This window comes from Paenibacillus sp. FSL H8-0457 (assembly GCF_038051935.1).
Taxonomy (GTDB): domain Bacteria; phylum Bacillota; class Bacilli; order Paenibacillales; family Paenibacillaceae; genus Paenibacillus_AQ; species Paenibacillus_AQ lautus_A.
Map to the genome: position 1 here is coordinate 5,132,328 of NZ_CP150293.1, position 18,336 is coordinate 5,150,663.

Annotated in this window: 16 protein-coding genes; 9 read left to right on the top strand and 7 right to left on the bottom strand. The window is 44.1% G+C overall.

All coding sequences use genetic code 11. The features are described 5' to 3' along the window. Positions 1-127 precede the first annotated feature (127 nt). On the bottom strand, positions 128-403 hold the full coding sequence (locus MHI43_RS22935) for a YciI family protein (RefSeq protein ID WP_015736629.1): 276 nt from the start codon (positions 401-403) through the stop codon (positions 128-130). A 522-nt stretch (positions 404-925) separates the two neighbouring features. Between MHI43_RS22935 and MHI43_RS22940 the strand changes: the two genes are divergently transcribed. From MHI43_RS22940 to MHI43_RS22980, 9 genes are all read left to right on the top strand, one after another. Next, positions 926-2,383, top strand: coding sequence for an extracellular solute-binding protein (locus MHI43_RS22940; protein ID WP_341283167.1), 1,458 nt, complete (start codon positions 926-928; stop codon positions 2,381-2,383). Between the two features lie 70 nt (positions 2,384-2,453). Then, entirely contained in the window at positions 2,454-3,416 is a 963-nt protein-coding gene (locus MHI43_RS22945; protein ID WP_051425393.1) for an ABC transporter permease subunit, read from the top strand. Between the two features lie 12 nt (positions 3,417-3,428). Then, entirely contained in the window at positions 3,429-4,310 is an 882-nt protein-coding gene (locus MHI43_RS22950; RefSeq protein WP_036664264.1) for a carbohydrate ABC transporter permease, read from the top strand. A gap of 94 nt (positions 4,311-4,404) precedes the next feature. Next, positions 4,405-6,777 (top strand): AraC family transcriptional regulator, encoded by a 2,373-nt coding sequence (locus MHI43_RS22955; protein ID WP_036664266.1) that lies wholly within the window; start codon positions 4,405-4,407, stop codon positions 6,775-6,777. 231 nt (positions 6,778-7,008) lie between these two features. Then, the gene (locus MHI43_RS22960; RefSeq protein WP_036664267.1) at positions 7,009-8,436 is read left to right on the top strand and encodes a PQQ-dependent sugar dehydrogenase; all 1,428 of its coding nucleotides are present in this window, start codon (positions 7,009-7,011) and stop codon (positions 8,434-8,436) included. Further along, positions 8,433-9,272, top strand: coding sequence for an ATP-binding cassette domain-containing protein (locus MHI43_RS22965; RefSeq protein WP_051425394.1), 840 nt, complete (start codon positions 8,433-8,435; stop codon positions 9,270-9,272). The genes MHI43_RS22960 and MHI43_RS22965 overlap by 4 nt, the downstream gene beginning before the upstream one ends. Further along, positions 9,272-10,129 (top strand): ATP-binding cassette domain-containing protein, encoded by an 858-nt coding sequence (locus MHI43_RS22970; RefSeq protein WP_036664269.1) that lies wholly within the window; start codon positions 9,272-9,274, stop codon positions 10,127-10,129. Before MHI43_RS22965 ends, MHI43_RS22970 begins: the two co-directional genes overlap by 1 nt. Position 10,130: 1 nt before the next feature. After that, positions 10,131-10,895 carry an energy-coupling factor transporter transmembrane component T gene (locus MHI43_RS22975; RefSeq protein WP_036664270.1) on the top strand — a complete coding sequence of 255 codons (765 nt, stop codon included), beginning with the start codon at positions 10,131-10,133 and terminating at the stop codon, positions 10,893-10,895. Positions 10,896-10,900: 5 nt separating this feature from the next. Then, positions 10,901-11,473 (top strand): hypothetical protein, encoded by a 573-nt coding sequence (locus tag MHI43_RS22980; RefSeq protein WP_341283168.1) that lies wholly within the window; start codon positions 10,901-10,903, stop codon positions 11,471-11,473. Between the two features lie 152 nt (positions 11,474-11,625). Here MHI43_RS22980 and MHI43_RS22985 read toward each other — a convergent pair whose 3' ends face one another. The 6 genes from MHI43_RS22985 to MHI43_RS23010 all read right to left on the bottom strand — a co-directional run bounded on the left by MHI43_RS22985 (position 11,626) and on the right by MHI43_RS23010 (position 18,297). Continuing rightward, the gene (locus MHI43_RS22985; RefSeq protein ID WP_235201841.1) at positions 11,626-12,537 is read right to left on the bottom strand and encodes an aminoglycoside phosphotransferase family protein; all 912 of its coding nucleotides are present in this window, start codon (positions 12,535-12,537) and stop codon (positions 11,626-11,628) included. A gap of 80 nt (positions 12,538-12,617) precedes the next feature. After that, a complete protein-coding gene (locus MHI43_RS22990) occupies positions 12,618-13,124 on the bottom strand; it encodes a DinB family protein (RefSeq protein ID WP_036664274.1) in 507 nt (168 codons plus the stop codon). Between the two features lie 388 nt (positions 13,125-13,512). Further along, positions 13,513-14,568, bottom strand: a complete 1,056-nt coding sequence (locus MHI43_RS22995; protein ID WP_036664275.1) for an ankyrin repeat domain-containing protein — start codon at positions 14,566-14,568, stop codon at positions 13,513-13,515. Positions 14,569-14,966: 398 nt separating this feature from the next. Next, positions 14,967-15,440, bottom strand: coding sequence for a hypothetical protein (locus MHI43_RS23000; protein WP_036664277.1), 474 nt, complete (start codon positions 15,438-15,440; stop codon positions 14,967-14,969). A 565-nt stretch (positions 15,441-16,005) separates the two neighbouring features. Further along, a complete protein-coding gene (locus MHI43_RS23005) occupies positions 16,006-16,467 on the bottom strand; it encodes a hypothetical protein (protein ID WP_036664280.1) in 462 nt (153 codons plus the stop codon). Positions 16,468-16,905: 438 nt separating this feature from the next. Then, on the bottom strand, positions 16,906-18,297 hold the full coding sequence (locus tag MHI43_RS23010) for a glycoside hydrolase family 4 (protein ID WP_036664283.1): 1,392 nt from the start codon (positions 18,295-18,297) through the stop codon (positions 16,906-16,908). Between the last annotated feature and the right edge of the window lie 39 nt (positions 18,298-18,336).

An 18,336-nucleotide genomic window follows, 5' to 3' on the forward strand; every position in this document is an offset into this window, starting at 1 on the left:
TGCTTTTCACAAATTCCTCTCGATGAAAGATGGTTCAACTATATAAGTTTTTCTTGTATAGATCATTTTTTGTCCTTTCTGTTTTTCGGGAATTTCCTAACAGTTGAATTGCAAGATGTATCATATCTTAAAGTAAATAATTATTTTCTTCATTAGCCAGCATTAGCGTTCGGATTTCATATGATTTGCACCCCGATGCAATAAACGGGTCAGCATTGGCAATATTTGTTGCTTCCATTAAATCCTCTGCTTGAATGATGACGATTCCTCCAGGATAATCCGCAAAAGGGCCACAAAGCATAAGTTTGCCTTGCGATTCTAAGCCTCTTAAATACTCCACGTGACCCTTAATGATTTCTTGATTTAACGGTTTTTGATTGTTCATTAAATAAACAAATGTCATCTACTTCTCCTCCTCCCGAACATAGCAAACCGTCTGAGCATCCACACAAGACCACGGGGAGCACCATCTAGCGTGCACCTTCTTTCACCCGTGTTTTTGTTTATGGCATAGCTGTTCATCATGTACGTCTCCGGCTTAAACTTGTTGGAACTATGCGAAGATTGGCTGGGGTTTGCGGCTCGCTGCTTAGCCCCAAAGATTTGCAATCTCTCCCCACTGTAGAAGGGACAATCTTTAATATGGTCGATTCAGTTTTATATTCGCCAGTGCTTGATCTTAATAATGGCAACCCTTTCCTGATTTTATATGATTCCGGAAAAAACAACCATCCTTTATGCTGAATATGTCAAAAGCACATCAAATATGGAGGAGGAACTACGGTTTATGCAGATGAGCAGGAACATCATCAATAAGCTTATACCTGTTATAACATCTCTGGGACTGGCTGCCACAGCGATTGTCGGCTGCAGCAGTGATGAAATGCCAAAGGGGAATACGGAATCCACAGAGTCAACCCAACCTTTGAGCAACTTATCGTATTGGAAAGAGATGCATCACGACGCAGCCGCCATTATGAAAAGCTATGGAGAGATTACCGCTATTCAAGAAATCGAAAATAAAACCGGTGTCAAAATCGATTACCAACACCCGGCCCAAGGCCAAGGCGGTGAACAATTCAACTTGATGATGGCCTCGAAATCGCTGCCCGATGTCGTTGAGTATTCGTGGAATAATTATCCGGGAGGCGCTCAAAAAGCGATTAAGGATGGTAAAATCATTCCATTAAATGACTATTTGGACCATGCGCCTAACTTCAAAAAGCTGCTGGACGAAAACCCGGAATGGAGAAGACAAGCGTCGACGGACGATGGCGATATTATCGGTTTTCCGTTCATCCGCCCCGTGAGAAAACTGCAAACCCACTCCGGCCCGGTTGTACGTAAAGATTGGTTGGACAAGTTGGATTTGCCTATTCCTAGAACCATCGATGAATGGTACACCGTTTTGAAAGCGTTTAAGGAACAAGATCCCAACGGCAACGGAAAGGCGGATGAAATTCCGATCATGATGGGAGCAGGCGAACTTGCTTTTACTGGCGCTTTTGGAATCCCGAACGGCTTCTATCATGAAGGAAATACAGTCAAATATGGCCCTGTTCAACCCGAATATAAGCAATACCTTACAACTATGAACCGTTGGTACAATGAGGGCTTGCTGGACAAAGACTTTGCAGCCAATGACAGCAAAATGTACGATGCCAAAATAACCGGCAATCAGGTCGGTGCGGCTGTTATGGCTGTAGGCGGAGGCATGGGCAGGTTTATGGATTTAATGGAGTCTAAGGAACCGCAATTCAAGCTTGTTGCCACACCCTATCCGACATTACAATCCGGCGGTAAACCGATATTCGGTCAAATGGACAATCAGATTGTCGGCATATTCACAGCTATAACTGAAAGCAACAAGCACATCGCTGAAACCGTAAAATTCTTCGATTATTTCTATAGTGAAGAAGGACGAATGATCATGAACTTCGGTAAAGAAGGCACATCCTATACGATGGATGACGGTTATCCGAAGTATATGGATTCCGTCCTGAACAATCCGGAAGGATTGCCGCTTGCCCAATCCCTTAAAATGCATGTCTTGTCCGCTGATGCGGGTCCTTTCTTGCAGGATGTACGCTATATAGAGCAATATGCGGCCAGACCGGAGCAGCAAGAGGCTTTGACAGTCTGGGCAGAACCTTCGAATGAAAAAAGAATGCCTCCGATCACCATCGCCAGGGAAAACAATAGCCGATATGCCTCGATCATGAACGATATCGATACGTATAAAAATGAAATGATCGTAAAATTTATTATGGGCGCAGAATCGCTGGATAAGTTCGATGAGTATGTCGCTACCATGAAAAGCATGGGTATCGACGAGGCAATTCAAATGCAGCAATCCGGATTGGAACGCTACAACAACCGATAAAATGCCTACTACACTGAAGACGGAAAGCTTGCGGCTTGCCGTTCTCCGGTATTCAAAGAAGGAGTAAACCATGCCTAATGTACAGAGAAACATTGTGAAGACGGCAACGGGAAACCGGGCAGAGAAGAAATGGAGCATGATAAAAAAGGACATTATTCGGAACCGCTACATTTATCTTATCCTGCTGCCCGTCGTTGCCTACTACATCGTTTTTCATTACGGACCCATGTATGGTCTGCAAATCGCTTTTAAAGATTACGGACTTGCAGACGGAATTTGGGGAAGTCCATGGATGGGTTTCGATCACTTTGAAAGTTTTTTTGGAAACTACTACTTTTGGAGACTGATTCGGAACACCTTGCTGATCAATATCTATGAATTGCTGTTTGCGTTCCCCGCTTCGATCATACTTGCCTTATTGCTTAATGAGATTCGCAGGAATTTTTTTAAACGGATCGTACAGACGATAAGCTATCTCCCGCACTTTATCTCCATCGTCGTTGTGGTCGGGATGATGATCGATTTCTTTGCCCGCGACGGTCTGGTGAATCAACTTCTTGGCATGATCGGACTTGAACCGATTGCCTTCATGCAGGAGCCGGGGTGGTTTCGGTTCATGTACGTATCCTCCGGCGTCTGGCAGGGAATCGGATGGGGCTCTATTATCTATCTCGCCGCCATAGCCAACATCGATCCGACTCTCTATGATGCGGCCCGGATTGACGGAGCGGGACGATGGAAACAGACCTTGCATATTACCCTGCCCGGAATCATGCCGACCATTGTGATATTGCTCATTCTTAACATGGGATCCATGCTTTCCGTCGGGAGCGAGAAAATTATTTTGATGTACAATCCGATGACCTATGAGACGGCCGATGTCATCTCCACCTATGTATTCAGGAAAGGTATCCTGGGAGCCGATTTCGGTTACACCGCTGCCGTTGGGTTATTCAATTCGGTCATCAGCTTCATTCTGATCGTACTCGCCAATTCCATTAGCAAAAGAGTGAGCGAACATAAATTGTGGTAAGGGAGGAACGGTATGTTTCACAAACGCAGCCTTGGTGAATTGATATTTTCCGTCGTCAATACATGCTTCATGCTCCTGCTTTGCTTCGTCACGCTTTATCCGTTCCTTTACGTATTATTCGCATCTTTAAGCGATCCTGCAGAAATCGCCCGATTCCGCGGCATGCTGTTTTTCCCTACCGGGTTTAATCTGGATGCGTATAAAGCCGTCATGGATAATCCCATGATTCTGACCGGTTACCGGAACACCCTCTTCTATGTCGCTGGCGGCACAATCATCAACCTATTCATGACAACGCTCGGTGCCTATGCCCTTTCTCGCCGCAACGTCTATTTCAACAATTCCATCATGTTCATCATCGTGATCACGATGGTGTTCAATGGGGGGCTCATTCCAACCTTTCTGCTGGTGAACAGTCTCGGCATGCTGGATACGCCTTGGGCTCTTCTCTTGCCAGGGGCTATCAGTTCATTTAACTTGATCATTATGCGAACCGCCTTTCAAGCGGTACCCGTTAGTTTGGAGGAATCCGCCCGGATCGACGGGGCCAATGATTGGATCATTATGAGCAGAATCATTGTTCCTCTTTCGATGCCCGTTATTGCCGTCATGGTTTTGTGGTATGCAGTGGGGCATTGGAATTCATACTTTAGCGCATTGATTTATTTGCGTGATCGGGAGTTATTTCCTCTACAGCTTGTGCTCCGTGAAATTCTGATCTCGAACAGTACGGACAGTATGACGACCGATGCAGCAGCCACAGATCGGTTGGACATCGGGATCACGATCAAATATGCGACGATTATCATATCTACGCTTCCAATATTATGCCTGTACCCGTTTCTGCAAAAGTATTTTGTGCACGGTGTCCTGATTGGTGCGTTAAAAGAATGATCATCACACGAATCGGTCATCCAACGAAGGGAGCAAGCTTGCTCTTCCCGAATTATAGGGATTGAGCAAGCTTTTCTATACTAGGAGGATCGCCATGTTTTCAATCATTCGAAGAAAGAATGCCGGAAGCAAAAGAAGGAGCCTATTCATCAGGATGCTCGTATCCAATTGTCTTCTGCTCCTGGTTCCCATTCTGATTTGGTTTGTGTTCTATACCAATATTGAACATATCATGAAATCCAATGCGGAACGGTCCAATCTCGGCATGCTGGAGCAGATGCGTCTCAATATAGACAGCCATTTTAAAGAAATTGAACAATTATCCCATCAAATTATACTCAATCCGAAGCTCCGTTATTTATTGGATACGGAAAACAAAGACTTGTCAGAACGGTATCATTTGGTCCAGTTTACAAGGGATTATTTAAAAATGCACTCGAGAATGACCAAGGATTTTGTGTACGATTTCTATATTTTTTTGGACCGAAGCGATTCTGTGATCAAACCGAATCTCGTAACCGATTCTCACAACTTTTATGATAAATATTATCGCTTTGAACATCTGACCTATGAAGAATGGCGTAAGCAGATGACTAGCTATCATAGTCAAACCTACCTGCCGTCCTCCATCTTACAACGAAACGGCTACCTGAAGGATGACCCCATGCAAGTGATTACCTTTATGCAATCGTTGCCGGTCGAAGAAACATCCAATATGAAAGGGAATCTTACGGTTCTGATTGATGAAACCAAGATTCACGAAATGACACGACAAATCGAGTCCGCAAACGGGAGTTCCGTTTATATCGTGAACCAAAATCATGAACTCATCAGCAGTACCCCAGGTGCAAGTCCGTTATCAAACTCGATATTGAATGAACTGAAGTCGAACTCCGGTTTACGCAATTACAATCTGAACGGTCAAGATGTAACGGTATCATTCACAACCTCGGGACAAGTCGGATGGTACTATATTGCTGTGATGCCTTTGAATGTATATTTGCAGAAAGTGAAACAAATGGAGCATCTTGCGCTGTGGCTTCTCTTGCTATGTATCCTTGCGGGGAGCGCGGCTGCATATGGAATCGCGTATCGAAACTATTTTCCAATCAAAAGAATGATAGAGGCGATTCAGGCCGGAAAGTCTCATCCACGTAAACCTGCTGTGAATGAATTTGATTACATCCTGGAAATGATGAAAATTTCCTGGGACGAGGAAAGGCATATTAAAAACAAACTGACTCAACAACTGCCCATTCTGCGTTCTAACTATTTACATCGAGTGCTTCAAGGCTACTTTGAGCCTCCAGAGCAAATGAAACAATCGCTGGAATTTATGGGCATCCATTTTCCGTTTCCTCATTTTATCGTCATTCTCGTTCAAGTGGACGACATGACCCGGTTCGCACCGAACCAAAGTGAAAAACAATGGGCATTGGTGCGATTTATCATCTCCAATTTGGCTGAAGATACAGTCTATGAAGGGCATACGATACATACGATCGACTTGGAGAAAGACCGGCTGGCCCTGCTCGTTAATCTATTGCCGGATCAGATGGATCATCCGGCTTGCCGGGTGAAGGACATCGTATCCGGATTGCATCGCATGCTGGAGACTAGGTTCAAGCTGGAGATCAGCATAGCCATAAGCGGCGTTCATAAGGGCCAGCATCAGATTGGAGAAGCCTATTTGGAAGCGGCTGCCGCCTTGGAGTACAGGATGGTCAATGGGCAGCTGTCGACCTTTTACTATCATGATATTCGCCAGAAAAAGCTGCAGTATTATTACCCTGTCGAAACCGAGCTGCAGTTAATCAACTGTATTCGAAGCGGCGATACAGAGCAAGTGGTCCAACTGCTTACACAGCTGTTCGATCGAAATTTTCGGGACAAATCCATCACTCCGGAGCTTGGGAGATGCCTATTATTCAGTCTTGCCGGTACCCTGCTGCGTATCATGGCATCAGATTCGGATACGCTGGCTTACCGGAAGCTTACAGAAGGTGACATCCATCCTGTGCGCTTCCTGCTTTCCTGTAAAACAACCGACGAAATGTTTGAAAAAGCGAAAGACCTGTATGTATCGGCCGCCGAATCGTTCAAACTGGAACGAAGCGATCACAATGAACAGCTACTGCTGCAAATTCAAACATGCATTCAAGCGAATTACGCCGATCCCAATATGAGCTTGAATTTAGTGTCTGAGCATTTGCAGATCACGCCGCAATATATTTCACAATTTTTTAAAAGAGTGAGTGGACAGAACTTCAACGACTACCTGACTGTCGTACGCATGGATCACGCTAAGAAACTGATGTCGGATCCTGGACTGACCAACGCACAGATTGCCAAGATGGTCGGTTATACAAGCGATACGGTTTTCATTCGGGTTTTTAAGAAGATCGAAGGCATAACTCCCGGTAAATATAGAGAGAGTATTACGAAATGTGTTGGATTAAGTGAATAGGAATATATACTACATTATTCTACATTGGCAGCACATCTCTCATTAAAAGAAAGGATGTGCTGCTGATAGTTTTGCGCTCATATTTCTCCGAGGATTTTTATCATTGCTCGTCTTTTTTTCCATGGACCATAGTGCACAATGATATGGACTCTGCTAACCGCTCCTCCGGAATAATAACCGGTTCTAATCATAAACTTATACAAGAAAGCCATAAAAGGAGGGTTAAGTGAATTGACGAAAGTTAAAGTTAGTTTACGGCCCATTGTTAGCAAGCTAAATTTACCCACGGTGTTGAAAACAACGATTCTTCCGGGCGACTCCATCGAAAGATTATTCATTGCGACTCAGGTAGGAGAGATCTTTTACATAGGAAACGGAGTTATAGAGACTTTCTTAGATATTCGCCCGCGAATCCTGAAACTAGGTGGTTCTAACGGCGGATATGATGAACGGGGACTGCTGGGGCTAGCATTTCATCCCCAATTTTATGTTAATCGTCTGTTTTATCTCCATTATTCAGTAGCTGGAACCCAAGGTCCAGGGGCCCTTCCAGGTGCTCCTCCTGAATCTTTTAAGCCTACCCCGTGCGATGCTAGCACCTTAAACCTAAAGTGGGCAAATAGAGAACATCAATACGATCATATCGATACAGTCGAAGAATGGATTCTGCAATCGAATGGCCAACCTCACAAAAGGCGGACGTTACTTAATATCAGAAGGCCATTTTTAAATCATAACGGTGTCAATAGCCTAAACTTTTCCCCTGAAACAGGAAAGCTTGTTTTGACAACCGGTGATGGCGGATCAGGCTATGATCCGTTCAATTTAAGCCAAGACGATATGGAAATCGCAGGTAAAATCATCGAAATTGATGTCGTTAAGAATACGTATATCGATAATCCGCCCGTCGTTACGCGTTTTAATGAACTGCCCGTACCCATTCAGGAAACGCTTACGGTAATCGCCAAAGGCGTTCGCAATATACCCGGCATTTCATTTCAAAGGTTTTACAATCAGTATATCAAATACGTAGGAAATGTCGGACAGGATCTCGTAGAGTCGATTTTTTCGTTCGTTCATTATAAACCGATACCGGTTACTCAGCTTATACAAGCTTCTTTAATGAAAACGGAACCTGATCATGAAGGATTTATTAACTTGGGCTGGCGCGGGTGGGAAGGTGCTTTTCCGACCTCGATCATAACCGGCTGCTCTGCAAATCCGGCTTTGAACGAGAAAACCATTGCTTATTACGAGGAAGCCGTAAGAACTTCCGTACGGCGTCTTCAGCCTCTGACAAGTTATTTTCATGAAGATTCCCGAACCGATAAATTTAGAGCAACTGCACTTACAGGAGTACAGCCCTATATGGGATGTGAAATCCCCTCTCTATCAGGAAACGTTGTGTTTACCGACCTGGCTCGAGGGCCTGAATCTCAACTTCCCGTTAGAGGGGTCTTAGCTTACACCAAGGTAAGAACGGATGGTAAGCTAAATGATTTTCATGTTATTGAAACCGATGATCCGTTTGGGTCTCAATCCGCGTATTATGTTAGTCTGGGAACGAATCTGAATCAAACCAGACTCTATTTAGGGGTTTATGGCTCGATGAAAGTGGCTGATGCTAACCAAGGTACCGTTTTTGAAATTATTCCATGATTCATAACGAACCAAATCCGGCCAGAATGATGGAAAACGTTATTTCGTTCAATAACGTATGGTTCCGGTACGATTCGCACCAGGATTGGACACTTCGGGAAATCAATCTAACCCTTGATGAAGGAGAATGGCTTACGATCGTGGGTGGTAACGGTTCCGGAAAATCAACGTTAGTTCGATTGATTAACGGTCTGCTCCAACCTACATCGGGAGAAGTCACCGTTTACGGAAAGAAAACATGCAACTACGGGAACTTATGGGATATTCGCCAAAATGTAGGTATGGTATTCCCCAACGCGGAGAATCAAATTGTCGGCATGACCGTTCAGGAGGATACGGCTTTTGGCTTGTATAATATCGGCTTTTCCCCGGAAGAAGCAGAATCCCGTTGCCGATCCGTCTTGCAATTGCTTGGACTCTATGAACTGAAAGATCGTCCTCCATATTTTCTATCCGGCGGGGAAAAACAAAAGTTGGCGATTGCCGGAGTTCTGACCATGGAGCCCAAACTGATCATTGTTGACGAGTCCACTTCCATGCTCGATACCCAAAGCGCCCGGCATATTCATGAGATTATGTCCGAACTGCATCGTAACGGATACACGCTTATCCAGGTGACCCATGAGGTCGAAGAGATTTTCACTGCCGATCGTCTTATTGTGATGCAGAAAGGCAAGATCCGGTTCGATGGAACACCCCAAGAAGCGGCGGCAAATTCGTGCGTTTTTACGGACTCCGGCCTTCTCCCTCCGTTTTCTGTTCGAATGCGTGATCTTGCCAAGCAAAAAGGGCTGAATGTACCTGCTACGAATGAATTTGAATTCGGGGATGAGTGATGGATATTGTTTTAGAGAACGTCAATTGCATGCTTGCCGCCAGAACCCCTTTTAATACAAAAGCCATTGATCGAATCTCGCTGCATGTTCCTGCAGGGCAGTTCGTGGCGATTATGGGGCCGACCGGGAGCGGAAAAACCACATTGGGACAGTTGATGGGAGGCCTGATCCTCCCTCAATCAGGGGTAGTACGGATCGGACCTTACCGAGTCCATAAAAAGTCCGGCCGTCTCCGCCTTTGGAAAACAATCGGATTCTTGTTCCAATTCCCCGAGCACCAAGTCATAGAGGATACGGTTTTCAACCATATCGGAGCCAGACTACATCGACTAAGCACGAGGCGGGAATGGGTTGCCGAGCAAGTGAAACAAACGATGGAAGCCGTAGGGCTGTGCTTTTCGCAGTTCAAAGACCGGTCGCCTTTTCAAATCAGCGGAGGTGAATTGCGGCGGATCGCACTGGCAGGAGTACTCGTTTCGGAGCCGAAAATTCTCATTCTGGACGAACCGACAGCGGGCCTGGATAACTGGGAACGCAGCAGAGTGTTATCGTATATAAAGCAAGTTCATAATGAGAGAAAAATGACGGTTCTCTACATGACTCATCGGCTTGAAGAGGCCCTCGAATACGCTGATCGGATTCTCGTGTTGGACCATGGTCAATTATACGCGGATTTCCACCCTTGTAACATTCGGGATCACTGGCAGCGGTTGGAGCGAATCGGTTTTGTGAAAACGCCTCTCCTCCGTTTTATAGATTCACTCGAAGAACGGTCCGCCAACAAACTGCTCGAAAGTGTATATAAAGAGGAGCAATTGATATCATTCATCACAACGCTCTCTAGGGAGGAACTGTGACATGCAATGGTTGAAGCTGCTGTCTTTCGGGCCGTCTATGAATACGCGCTCTTTTATGCAAGACTTGGATCCTCGTTCAAAACTTATCTTTACAGCGACCTATTTATCTTTGGTTACCATCTCAAATGATCTGGTCAGCGTGGTTTTCTATGCAATCGTTGGATTGTTGTTGATTCTCGCCGCCCGGTTGCCGCTAGCTTATTTATGGAACGGCCTGCAGGGTATGCTTCCCCTTCTGCTCACGCTGTTTTGTTTCCACATGCTGTTAGGCGATCTTAAACATGCAATTCTCCTGCCTTGCAAGCTCATTTTTTTTATCACAACGGCTATAGCGCTCAATGCAACAACCCCTCCGACCAAGCTGGCAGACGGTCTAGAGGCCATCCTACGCCCGCTTACTCTCGTTCGATTTCCGGTTCAGAACTTCGTATTTATGATCTCGGTGGCCTTCCGGTTTATTCCGCTCTTTATCGATGAAACCGACTCCATGTTGAAATCGCAAAAAGTGAAACACGCGTGTTATAAAGGCGAAGGTCTTCGAACCACAACACAATCTCTTCTTCAGCTTCTCGTTGCTCTGTTCGTTGCCGTGCTTCGCCGTGCGAACCAACTGGCTCTCGCGATGGACGCTCGTTGTTACTTACCGGGAAATAAAATCCGGGCACGCCGTTTACGGTTTAGTTGGCGCGATTGGATGACGATCCTTTCTGCGCTGGCTCTGCTTCTGATCCATATGCTGTTGAAAGGAGAAGTTTTTGAACGATGAATCCCATGAAGAATTACTGGTTAAAGCCTGTAAGTGCAGAAGTTTCAGAGATTCACACCCGTTATGGAGCGGCACGATTTGCCACAAGAAAAATGATTACGGTCGCTTTTCTTGCCTCGTTATCCGCTATTTTTCAATCCATGGGAGGCTTATTGCCAGGGATAGGCTACTTGATTAGTCCCCTCGCCACAGCCCCCATCGTGTTATGTACGATCCTTTCCGTCGGTTCCGGTCTGACCGGCTTTTTGCTCGCGGTGCTGCTTCTCTTTTTTATCCAACCAAGCGAACTGATCGTTTTTCCTTTCACGACAGGTTTATTGGGGCTTGGGATTGGCGGTTCGCTGTTATATTTGAAATTACGCTTGCCAGCCGTGATTGCCGGATCGTTTTCTTTGTGGGCGGGAATCCTTTTGTTGCTATACGTTTTTCGATTTCCTGTTCTGGGCCCTGCAGTTTCATCTACAGTTAGCCTAAGTACGATCTCTATCGTTTATGTGTTCTCGCTTTTCTACAGCTGGCTATGGGTAGAAATAAGCAGGTATCTCATTACGAAAATAAGTAAGGGATTACTTGAATAAGACGGGGCAGTCTGCCAATTCATAGCCCAACACATTGCAATGACGCCCCACTCGTTAGGATTGGTACGCTTGCGCAGCATTGTATGGCCATTCCTCTTCGAAAACCCTCTACCGGAACGAGGGCCGGATGGCCCCCAGCGTGAAAGAATTGCCTACACTCGATTTTTCTGTTTCCCTAAGTCTCTTCTTATTTCTGCAACTAGCTTCTTCTTCTCAACATCAGATATGGCATCGGCAGACAATTTCCTTGCTAAAATCGGTATTATCCAAGGCACTACATCATCATAAGAAATCCCAGAGAGTCTATAGTATTCGTCTATAAATATGTCAATTAGATCCTCACGAATCGAATCAAACATATCTCTAGTTTCCTCGGGAAAGGAGGACGGCAATACGGCATATCGAATCATTACAATATACTCAGCAATATCTGCTTCAGGATTTCCTATGGTTGCATTCATCCAGTCTAACAAGATTGCTTCTCCGTCATCCTTAACGATTACGTTGCGTGGATTTGGATCACCATGACATAGGCATTGTTTCGTTTCTAGCGATTCTAATAAGGAAATTGCGCTCTCTTTTTCACTGGCACTCAGGTAATTAACACTCAGAATGTTTGATTTTATTATGCTTTTCTGGCAAGGCAATTCCTTACCTTCAGCTAATGCTTGGTGAACGCGAAATAGTAGTTGAGCTGTAAGCTGGACGTCCGCTTGTTTAACTTCGTTGTTATGGCTAACGATAACCTGATTAAAAAAACGCTCCATCATAGTTTTACCTGCAATATGTTCGAATACAATCCCCGGTCTTCCACTCATTTTCGTTAACTCAAAAGGCTGAGGAATAGGGAGTCCACATTCCCAAGCGATGCAATTATTCAAATACTCTCTTCTTAAAGCTTCGAAACTTGTATTCTCTTTGGCTAGTTTTATGATTCTATTATCCCCTACTTCGAAAACCTCAGAGCATCCACCTTCTCCGATTTTTTGTCCTAATGTATATAACATTAAAGGTAATTCCTTTCTTTTATGTTTTTGTATTTCAGCTAACGTAAATGTATTCACGACGTCAAACTCCCATATGCCTGATGCATGAATAAAATGGTATAGGTTGTACCCACCTTTTTTTCGAATATGCAGCTTATTTATTTAAGTCTATCTATAATTTCATTTATTTGATTAATATGCCTTTGTTCATGTAAGTACAGTGATTTAACCCATTCAATTAATAACATCTCTTTAAAGACTGGGTGTATAAAATGTCTTTTACTCAGCACTGACTCGTCTTCTACTGTATTTAATAGTTCAAGTAACTTCTGTCTTGAATTGTTTAGTTTCTCAATGATCTCTTCATATTCTAAAAATTCATCCGTTGGTTTAGCAATGTCAGGAGCTTCTAGCTTTTGACTTCGATCAAGTAGAAATTCGACTGATTTATTTTCTATAAATGAATCTTCTTTGCTCTTTAACCCTTTCTTTATAGCTACGACATATAATTCCTCTGTTTTAAAAAGGTGTTGACAAACCTGACTAATACTCCAACTGTTTAAGTCTTTCTGTTGGTTTAATTGATCTCCGCTCAACCCAGTAAGAATTCCAAATAATTCGTCTCTGGTCTCTTTTAATTTTTGTTTGATTTCTTGAAGCTCCATAAAAAACTCCCTTTCTTTAATATTTTGCGGATATTTCCTATAACGTTCTTGTATTCACGAATCCTAACCCCTTAAAGGAGCAGAGCGACTGGCTACCATGCATTTAGGTGGTGCAGAGTTGTCTGCCTGAAATGACTTCTTCCATGTCTCTGGCAGACCAAGGGGTGTAAGCCGCGTTTCGTGAATATGGTGTTATCAGATGTCAATATCTTCTTCGAGTAATTCTACAACGCACTTCATTAGTTCCTTCATTTCACTTCGTTCTTTACATTTCTTATGTATTAAATTTAAATAATATCCCCTTTTTCTTAGCTACAAAGTGCTTAGACAAAGGGGATGTATTCTGCTTAAAAATGCTTATTATATACATGGATAAGTCGAATATATGTTATCGCTTATAGTCAGGCTGCTCCAGAGTAATAGGATTCGAATTGCTGAGAACCCAATGCACTGCCAGCTCGCACAGTCTCGCAGGTTCATCGCTGCCATTTCCGTTGTGAAGTTCTTTCACTAATATTCCTGCCTCCTGAAGTGAAGCGGGATTTAATGGTGTACCCAAACTAAAGTAATGTATCAAACGATTGAGCATTTTACGATATTGATGATCCCAATTCATACCGCCATTATCTAAAATTTCATATGACACTTTACCAGTAATCCGGATAACCTCACCCTGTACGGTTTTCGCATTTCCTTTTGAAGGAATGAGTAAATTCCAGAGTTCATGATGTTGTGCCTGCCATCCCTTTGTTGATACTGTTATCGAAGAGACGCCGTCGTGCGTCTCTCGCTTCTCTACTGGAGGAACATCAAATAGCTCATATAGACGTAAAAGTGCCTCATCGGTTTGATTCAAATATTCTTTATTAAAACCTTCTCTGTGAAATTCAAAGTCGTTTCCGATTCGCTTAATAGAGTCTTGCATCTCCGGCGTTACAGTGGTTCCAGCGTTTAGCAAAATATCGGCAACTTCCGCCATATTGACAATATCCGCGTTCCTGCACATGGCCAAAGCTTTTTCTAATGGAGTCTGTCTCATCTTATTTGTTGCGCTGATATTAGCGCCTTTAGCAACCAACGTGTGAACCGCTTTTGGTTTAAATGAACCTGCGGCGGCAAATAACGGTGTCTCGTTCTGATAATCAACGGCTTCCAGATCTGCACCCAAATCAAGGAGCAGCTCCGTATGACCGCACCAACTCATTGCATGCTTGTGCAGAGGCGTTGCTCCGTAATTGTCTCTAGCATTGATATCAGCACCCTGTTCCACGAGCCAGCGAACCAATTCATTCGGTACTTGGTAAAAGCTCAAGGCTGTTGATTTACTGTAACCGCCACGGGCATCCAATTCGCATCGGGTAAATACCTCTTGTAATGCGGATAAATCGCCTGCTTCAATGAGTTCGTCAAAATTTTTCGGTAAGGTTTTTTTCTTCTTGCCCATATGTGCTTTCTCTCCTGACGTCAGAATTTATATATCTTCTTCATTTCGATAAAAATCCTATATTTTACCATTTTTCACTCGGATCGAGAGGCGAATAGCCCAATGCGTCAATAATAAAGATTGTATCTATCCTGCTTGCAATTGGACTTTGCAATATTAATAACCTCCCATGAAAAACATAAATGATTTGTTGGTTTAATAAGTTGCACTAATTTCTGATAACGTTCCTTATTTACGACGAGAGCCGGCCTTAGATAGCTCCTATCTTAGGTCGGCTCGATGTCATCCGAGTTATCTTCCATGATTATACATCGGACGATCGAGGGGTGTAAGCCCCCGCAACGCGAATATTATGTTATAGATGTATCTCCTGCCTTCTTGAACTGCTAACATGATGTTTATAAAGCGTCATAATAAATGTTTTTTATGTATTTTCGATCCCCATAACGGATTTCTTTTGGATAATCTTCGCTGTTGATCTCCAACTTCAGTAAATCATCATGACTCTCTTTTGTTTTACTTTTAATCTCTGCCCCAGAATGAATATTATATAGTATATTCCTTATCTGCTTATCATATTTAATTTCACAACGGACTCCTAATTTCACCATGTTATGCTGATCGGTAAAATCGTTAAACAAATCTATTAATATAAAACTATCCTTATCATCTTTCTTAAAAAAGACAAAAATGTCTCCCTTTCCTGCCCTATGTGGTCCTTCACCATAAGATAAATATTGGTTATACAATTCCATCTTATTAAAACCAATATCTAGTTGTCTCATTATTTCTTCTAAATTGAATACCTCGTCCGTATCATCTATCAAATCAAAAAACGGTAGATAAAAAGAAAACTCAATATATCTCTTCATACTTAATTTCCTTTCATTTCCCTCGGCAAGCGAAATGCGATACGGGATACTCTTTCACCTTTACGTTGGGTAGGCTACGCCAAGTATTTGCCCCATACGCTGATATATCATCTTTCGCTGCTCTGCCAGTGATTGTCGATTGTCCTGCGCAGCGGAAAAGGCGCTCGGCTGCCAACCAAAGCCTACCCTGACTGCAGTTAAACAGCAGGGTTATTTTTTGGGTTTTGTTGAATGAGCCGTCTTATCTTCTCGCATTTTCAAATAAATATAGAGTAGTATGCTTCCAAAGAATGATATTTCAACTGCCCCGGTAAGAATCCTCATCCATCGCGTTTCTTTCAAATCAAATAAGATATGTCCTATACAGTATACTGCCGATAGCATGATAACCCATTGAAGTAGTGACTTTTTCATTCGCCAGTCTCCCCCTCTTAGTGACTAAATAGTCTAATAATTCTTAATACTTGATTAAGGTAGCATACACTGCAAAGTATGATTGTGGAATTTTGGAGTTAAAATGAAACGGACTAGCGTGACTAGTCCGTTTCTGTTGTTCATATTAGGTCTATTGAACTTCTAGTGCTTTTTTAATTTTATCATTCAAATCTTTATCTCTCGATATAGTAATGTATTCGTCCGATTTATTAAAATAATTCTCTGAGCCTAGGATTAATAGTTGTTCTACACCATTCTCTGAAACGACATATTTATATTCCCCACTATCAGTTGCTTCCTCTACTACAATATCTATTTCCTTGCCGTTCTTATGTTCAAGATGTACAAGTTCGAAAACTCCCATATCAGATTTAATGTACATCGAGTAATTAGGATTTGTATTGAAGAATGCAGTGTACTTAGAATTGTGAATTTCTTGAATTTTGAGCCCCTCATTGTTTAAAAGATCGAGTATCTCCTTAGCATGTTGATATTCGCTTGGTACAACTAATGGCTTTGATTCCTGTTGCGAACACCCGAGAGTCAGGGTGCTTAAAATGAACACGAAAATGATACAGATCTTTCTCAACAAAAAATCACCTCTTAATCATATACTATTAGTAATGTTAAACATTTACAAGTTCTTAAGATCACTAACGACCGGTTTTTCCTGTTTCGATATCCAGCAATACGCTTCAATACCCATCTGAGCGTTGGAATTGCCTTTCGTTTCATTGGAATGGTATCTGTTACAAATAAGGTTTTACACGAGTCTTTGCGGCTGTCTAAATACTGTTTCAACCATACTTAACACTACCAAGTAAATACAGCTGCCACTTGAAGCATGCCGGCTCCACGCAATTCGACCGTATTAAACCAAAGACCACATGATCCCTGATTAGGGACTCTTGTGGTCTTTTCGCTCTGCTTTTTTAGTTTCCGCGGTAACCTGAGAGCAAATGCTTCACTTAGAACGAATGGCTCCCTTTAACCGGGGCTTAATGTACTCCGCATAAACTTTGAGTTCAGGTCAATCTTCGTACCAAGCGTCCGGGATCATCTCACGTTCCAGTACCAGCAGTTCTTTGATGATCTGGTCCGCGTCGCTGATGGAATTCACGAGCGGATCCGTCAGCATCGCTCTCCTCAGCTTCTCGTAGCTCTGTTCCACGACGGCCTCAGCCGTAAGCTCATGCGTATCCAGCACAAGCTCCTGCATGCCTCGAATTCCCCGCGGCATCTCGCCTACGTGGACCGGCTTTGCCCCTTCCATGCTTACGTCGCACAGGAGCTCCAGGAACGAGCCGTCGCTCATGTTCGTTACCGCCCCGCGGTTGAGCGTGTTGATGAAGAAGCGCTTCCCCAGATTTCCCACCATATTTTCGATAATGTCCGTCGCATGATCCGGGCCGAAAGTGCTCATGTAATCGGCAATCGGAATGTTCCCCGAGAGGAAGTCGTCCACCTGTTGCCACATCTCGTCGTGTCGCTGATATCGGTCCTCCGTCTCCCAAATCGATAACGGCGGAATGGAGTCCCGCGTCTTGCCGAGAGCTTGCCAGTACCGGACATACTCCTTTGTATGGGCCGTGCAAGTAGGAATGTATCCGAAAATATCGTACAGTTCATACGTGATGGCGTCGTTATGAAGCGCTTTTGCGCCGTGGTCGCCGCCATTGTTCTCTTCGCCAGCCGCCTTGCGCATGGCCTCCGCAATCGCAGGCATGACATTCTTTCCATCGAACTCCGCTTTCAGCAGCCACGTAAAATGATTGACGCCGGCGACGCGGAAGTCGAACTTCCGGTCAATCTCCGCGGTGAACTCGCTTTGGTCCCCGATAATGCCGGCCCGCACGGCATAATGGGCCTTCTTATGCGGCATATGATGGCTGTCGCACAGCGCGAACGATTTTAGCTTCGGCGCATATCGGTGCAATGCAATACCATGGACGGTAGATGGGTTAATATAGTTGATCACCCAGGCCTCGGGGCACAACTCCTCGATGTCTTTGGCGCATTCCATGATGACCGGAAGCTCCCGCATCGCTCGGAATATGCCGCCCGGTCCGATCGTATCTCCGGAGCACATGCGGATGCCGTACTTCAAAGATACTTGGCAATCGATACCCCGATATTTCACCGATTGTTCGGCAAAGCTGAGTACAACGAAGTCGGCCCCGGGAAGCACCTGTCTTCGGTCCGTCGAGCCCTCCACCTTCAAGGAGACGTTGTTCTCCCGAGCCACCATCTGGGCAAGTCTCACCATTTTCGACAGCCTTTCCTCATCCGTATCCACCAAAGCAAGCGTTCCCCGATTCAGGTATGGGGAGTGGACCATCTGCCATATGGACTGACGACCGAAAAAAAGGCTGCCTGCTCCGATGACGACCACCTTCGGCTGCTGCATATTGGAACCATTCATGATTAACCCTCCTCATAGGATATAAGTCCATTATAGGAG

Coding starts and splice junctions, on each gene's coding strand:
- MHI43_RS22935 (WP_015736629.1), bottom strand. CDS start 403: ATGACATTTGTTTATTTAATGAACAATCAAAAACCGTTAAATCAAGAA.
- MHI43_RS22945 (WP_051425393.1), top strand. CDS start 2,454: ATGCCTAATGTACAGAGAAACATTGTGAAGACGGCAACGGGAAACCGG.
- MHI43_RS22950 (WP_036664264.1), top strand. CDS start 3,429: ATGTTTCACAAACGCAGCCTTGGTGAATTGATATTTTCCGTCGTCAAT.
- MHI43_RS22955 (WP_036664266.1), top strand. CDS start 4,405: ATGTTTTCAATCATTCGAAGAAAGAATGCCGGAAGCAAAAGAAGGAGC.
- MHI43_RS22965 (WP_051425394.1), top strand. CDS start 8,433: ATGATTCATAACGAACCAAATCCGGCCAGAATGATGGAAAACGTTATT.
- MHI43_RS22970 (WP_036664269.1), top strand. CDS start 9,272: ATGGATATTGTTTTAGAGAACGTCAATTGCATGCTTGCCGCCAGAACC.
- MHI43_RS22975 (WP_036664270.1), top strand. CDS start 10,131: ATGCAATGGTTGAAGCTGCTGTCTTTCGGGCCGTCTATGAATACGCGC.
- MHI43_RS22980 (WP_341283168.1), top strand. CDS start 10,901: ATGAAGAATTACTGGTTAAAGCCTGTAAGTGCAGAAGTTTCAGAGATT.
- MHI43_RS22990 (WP_036664274.1), bottom strand. CDS start 13,124: ATGGAGCTTCAAGAAATCAAACAAAAATTAAAAGAGACCAGAGACGAA.
- MHI43_RS22995 (WP_036664275.1), bottom strand. CDS start 14,568: ATGGGCAAGAAGAAAAAAACCTTACCGAAAAATTTTGACGAACTCATT.
- MHI43_RS23000 (WP_036664277.1), bottom strand. CDS start 15,440: ATGAAGAGATATATTGAGTTTTCTTTTTATCTACCGTTTTTTGATTTG.
- MHI43_RS23010 (WP_036664283.1), bottom strand. CDS start 18,297: ATGAATGGTTCCAATATGCAGCAGCCGAAGGTGGTCGTCATCGGAGCA.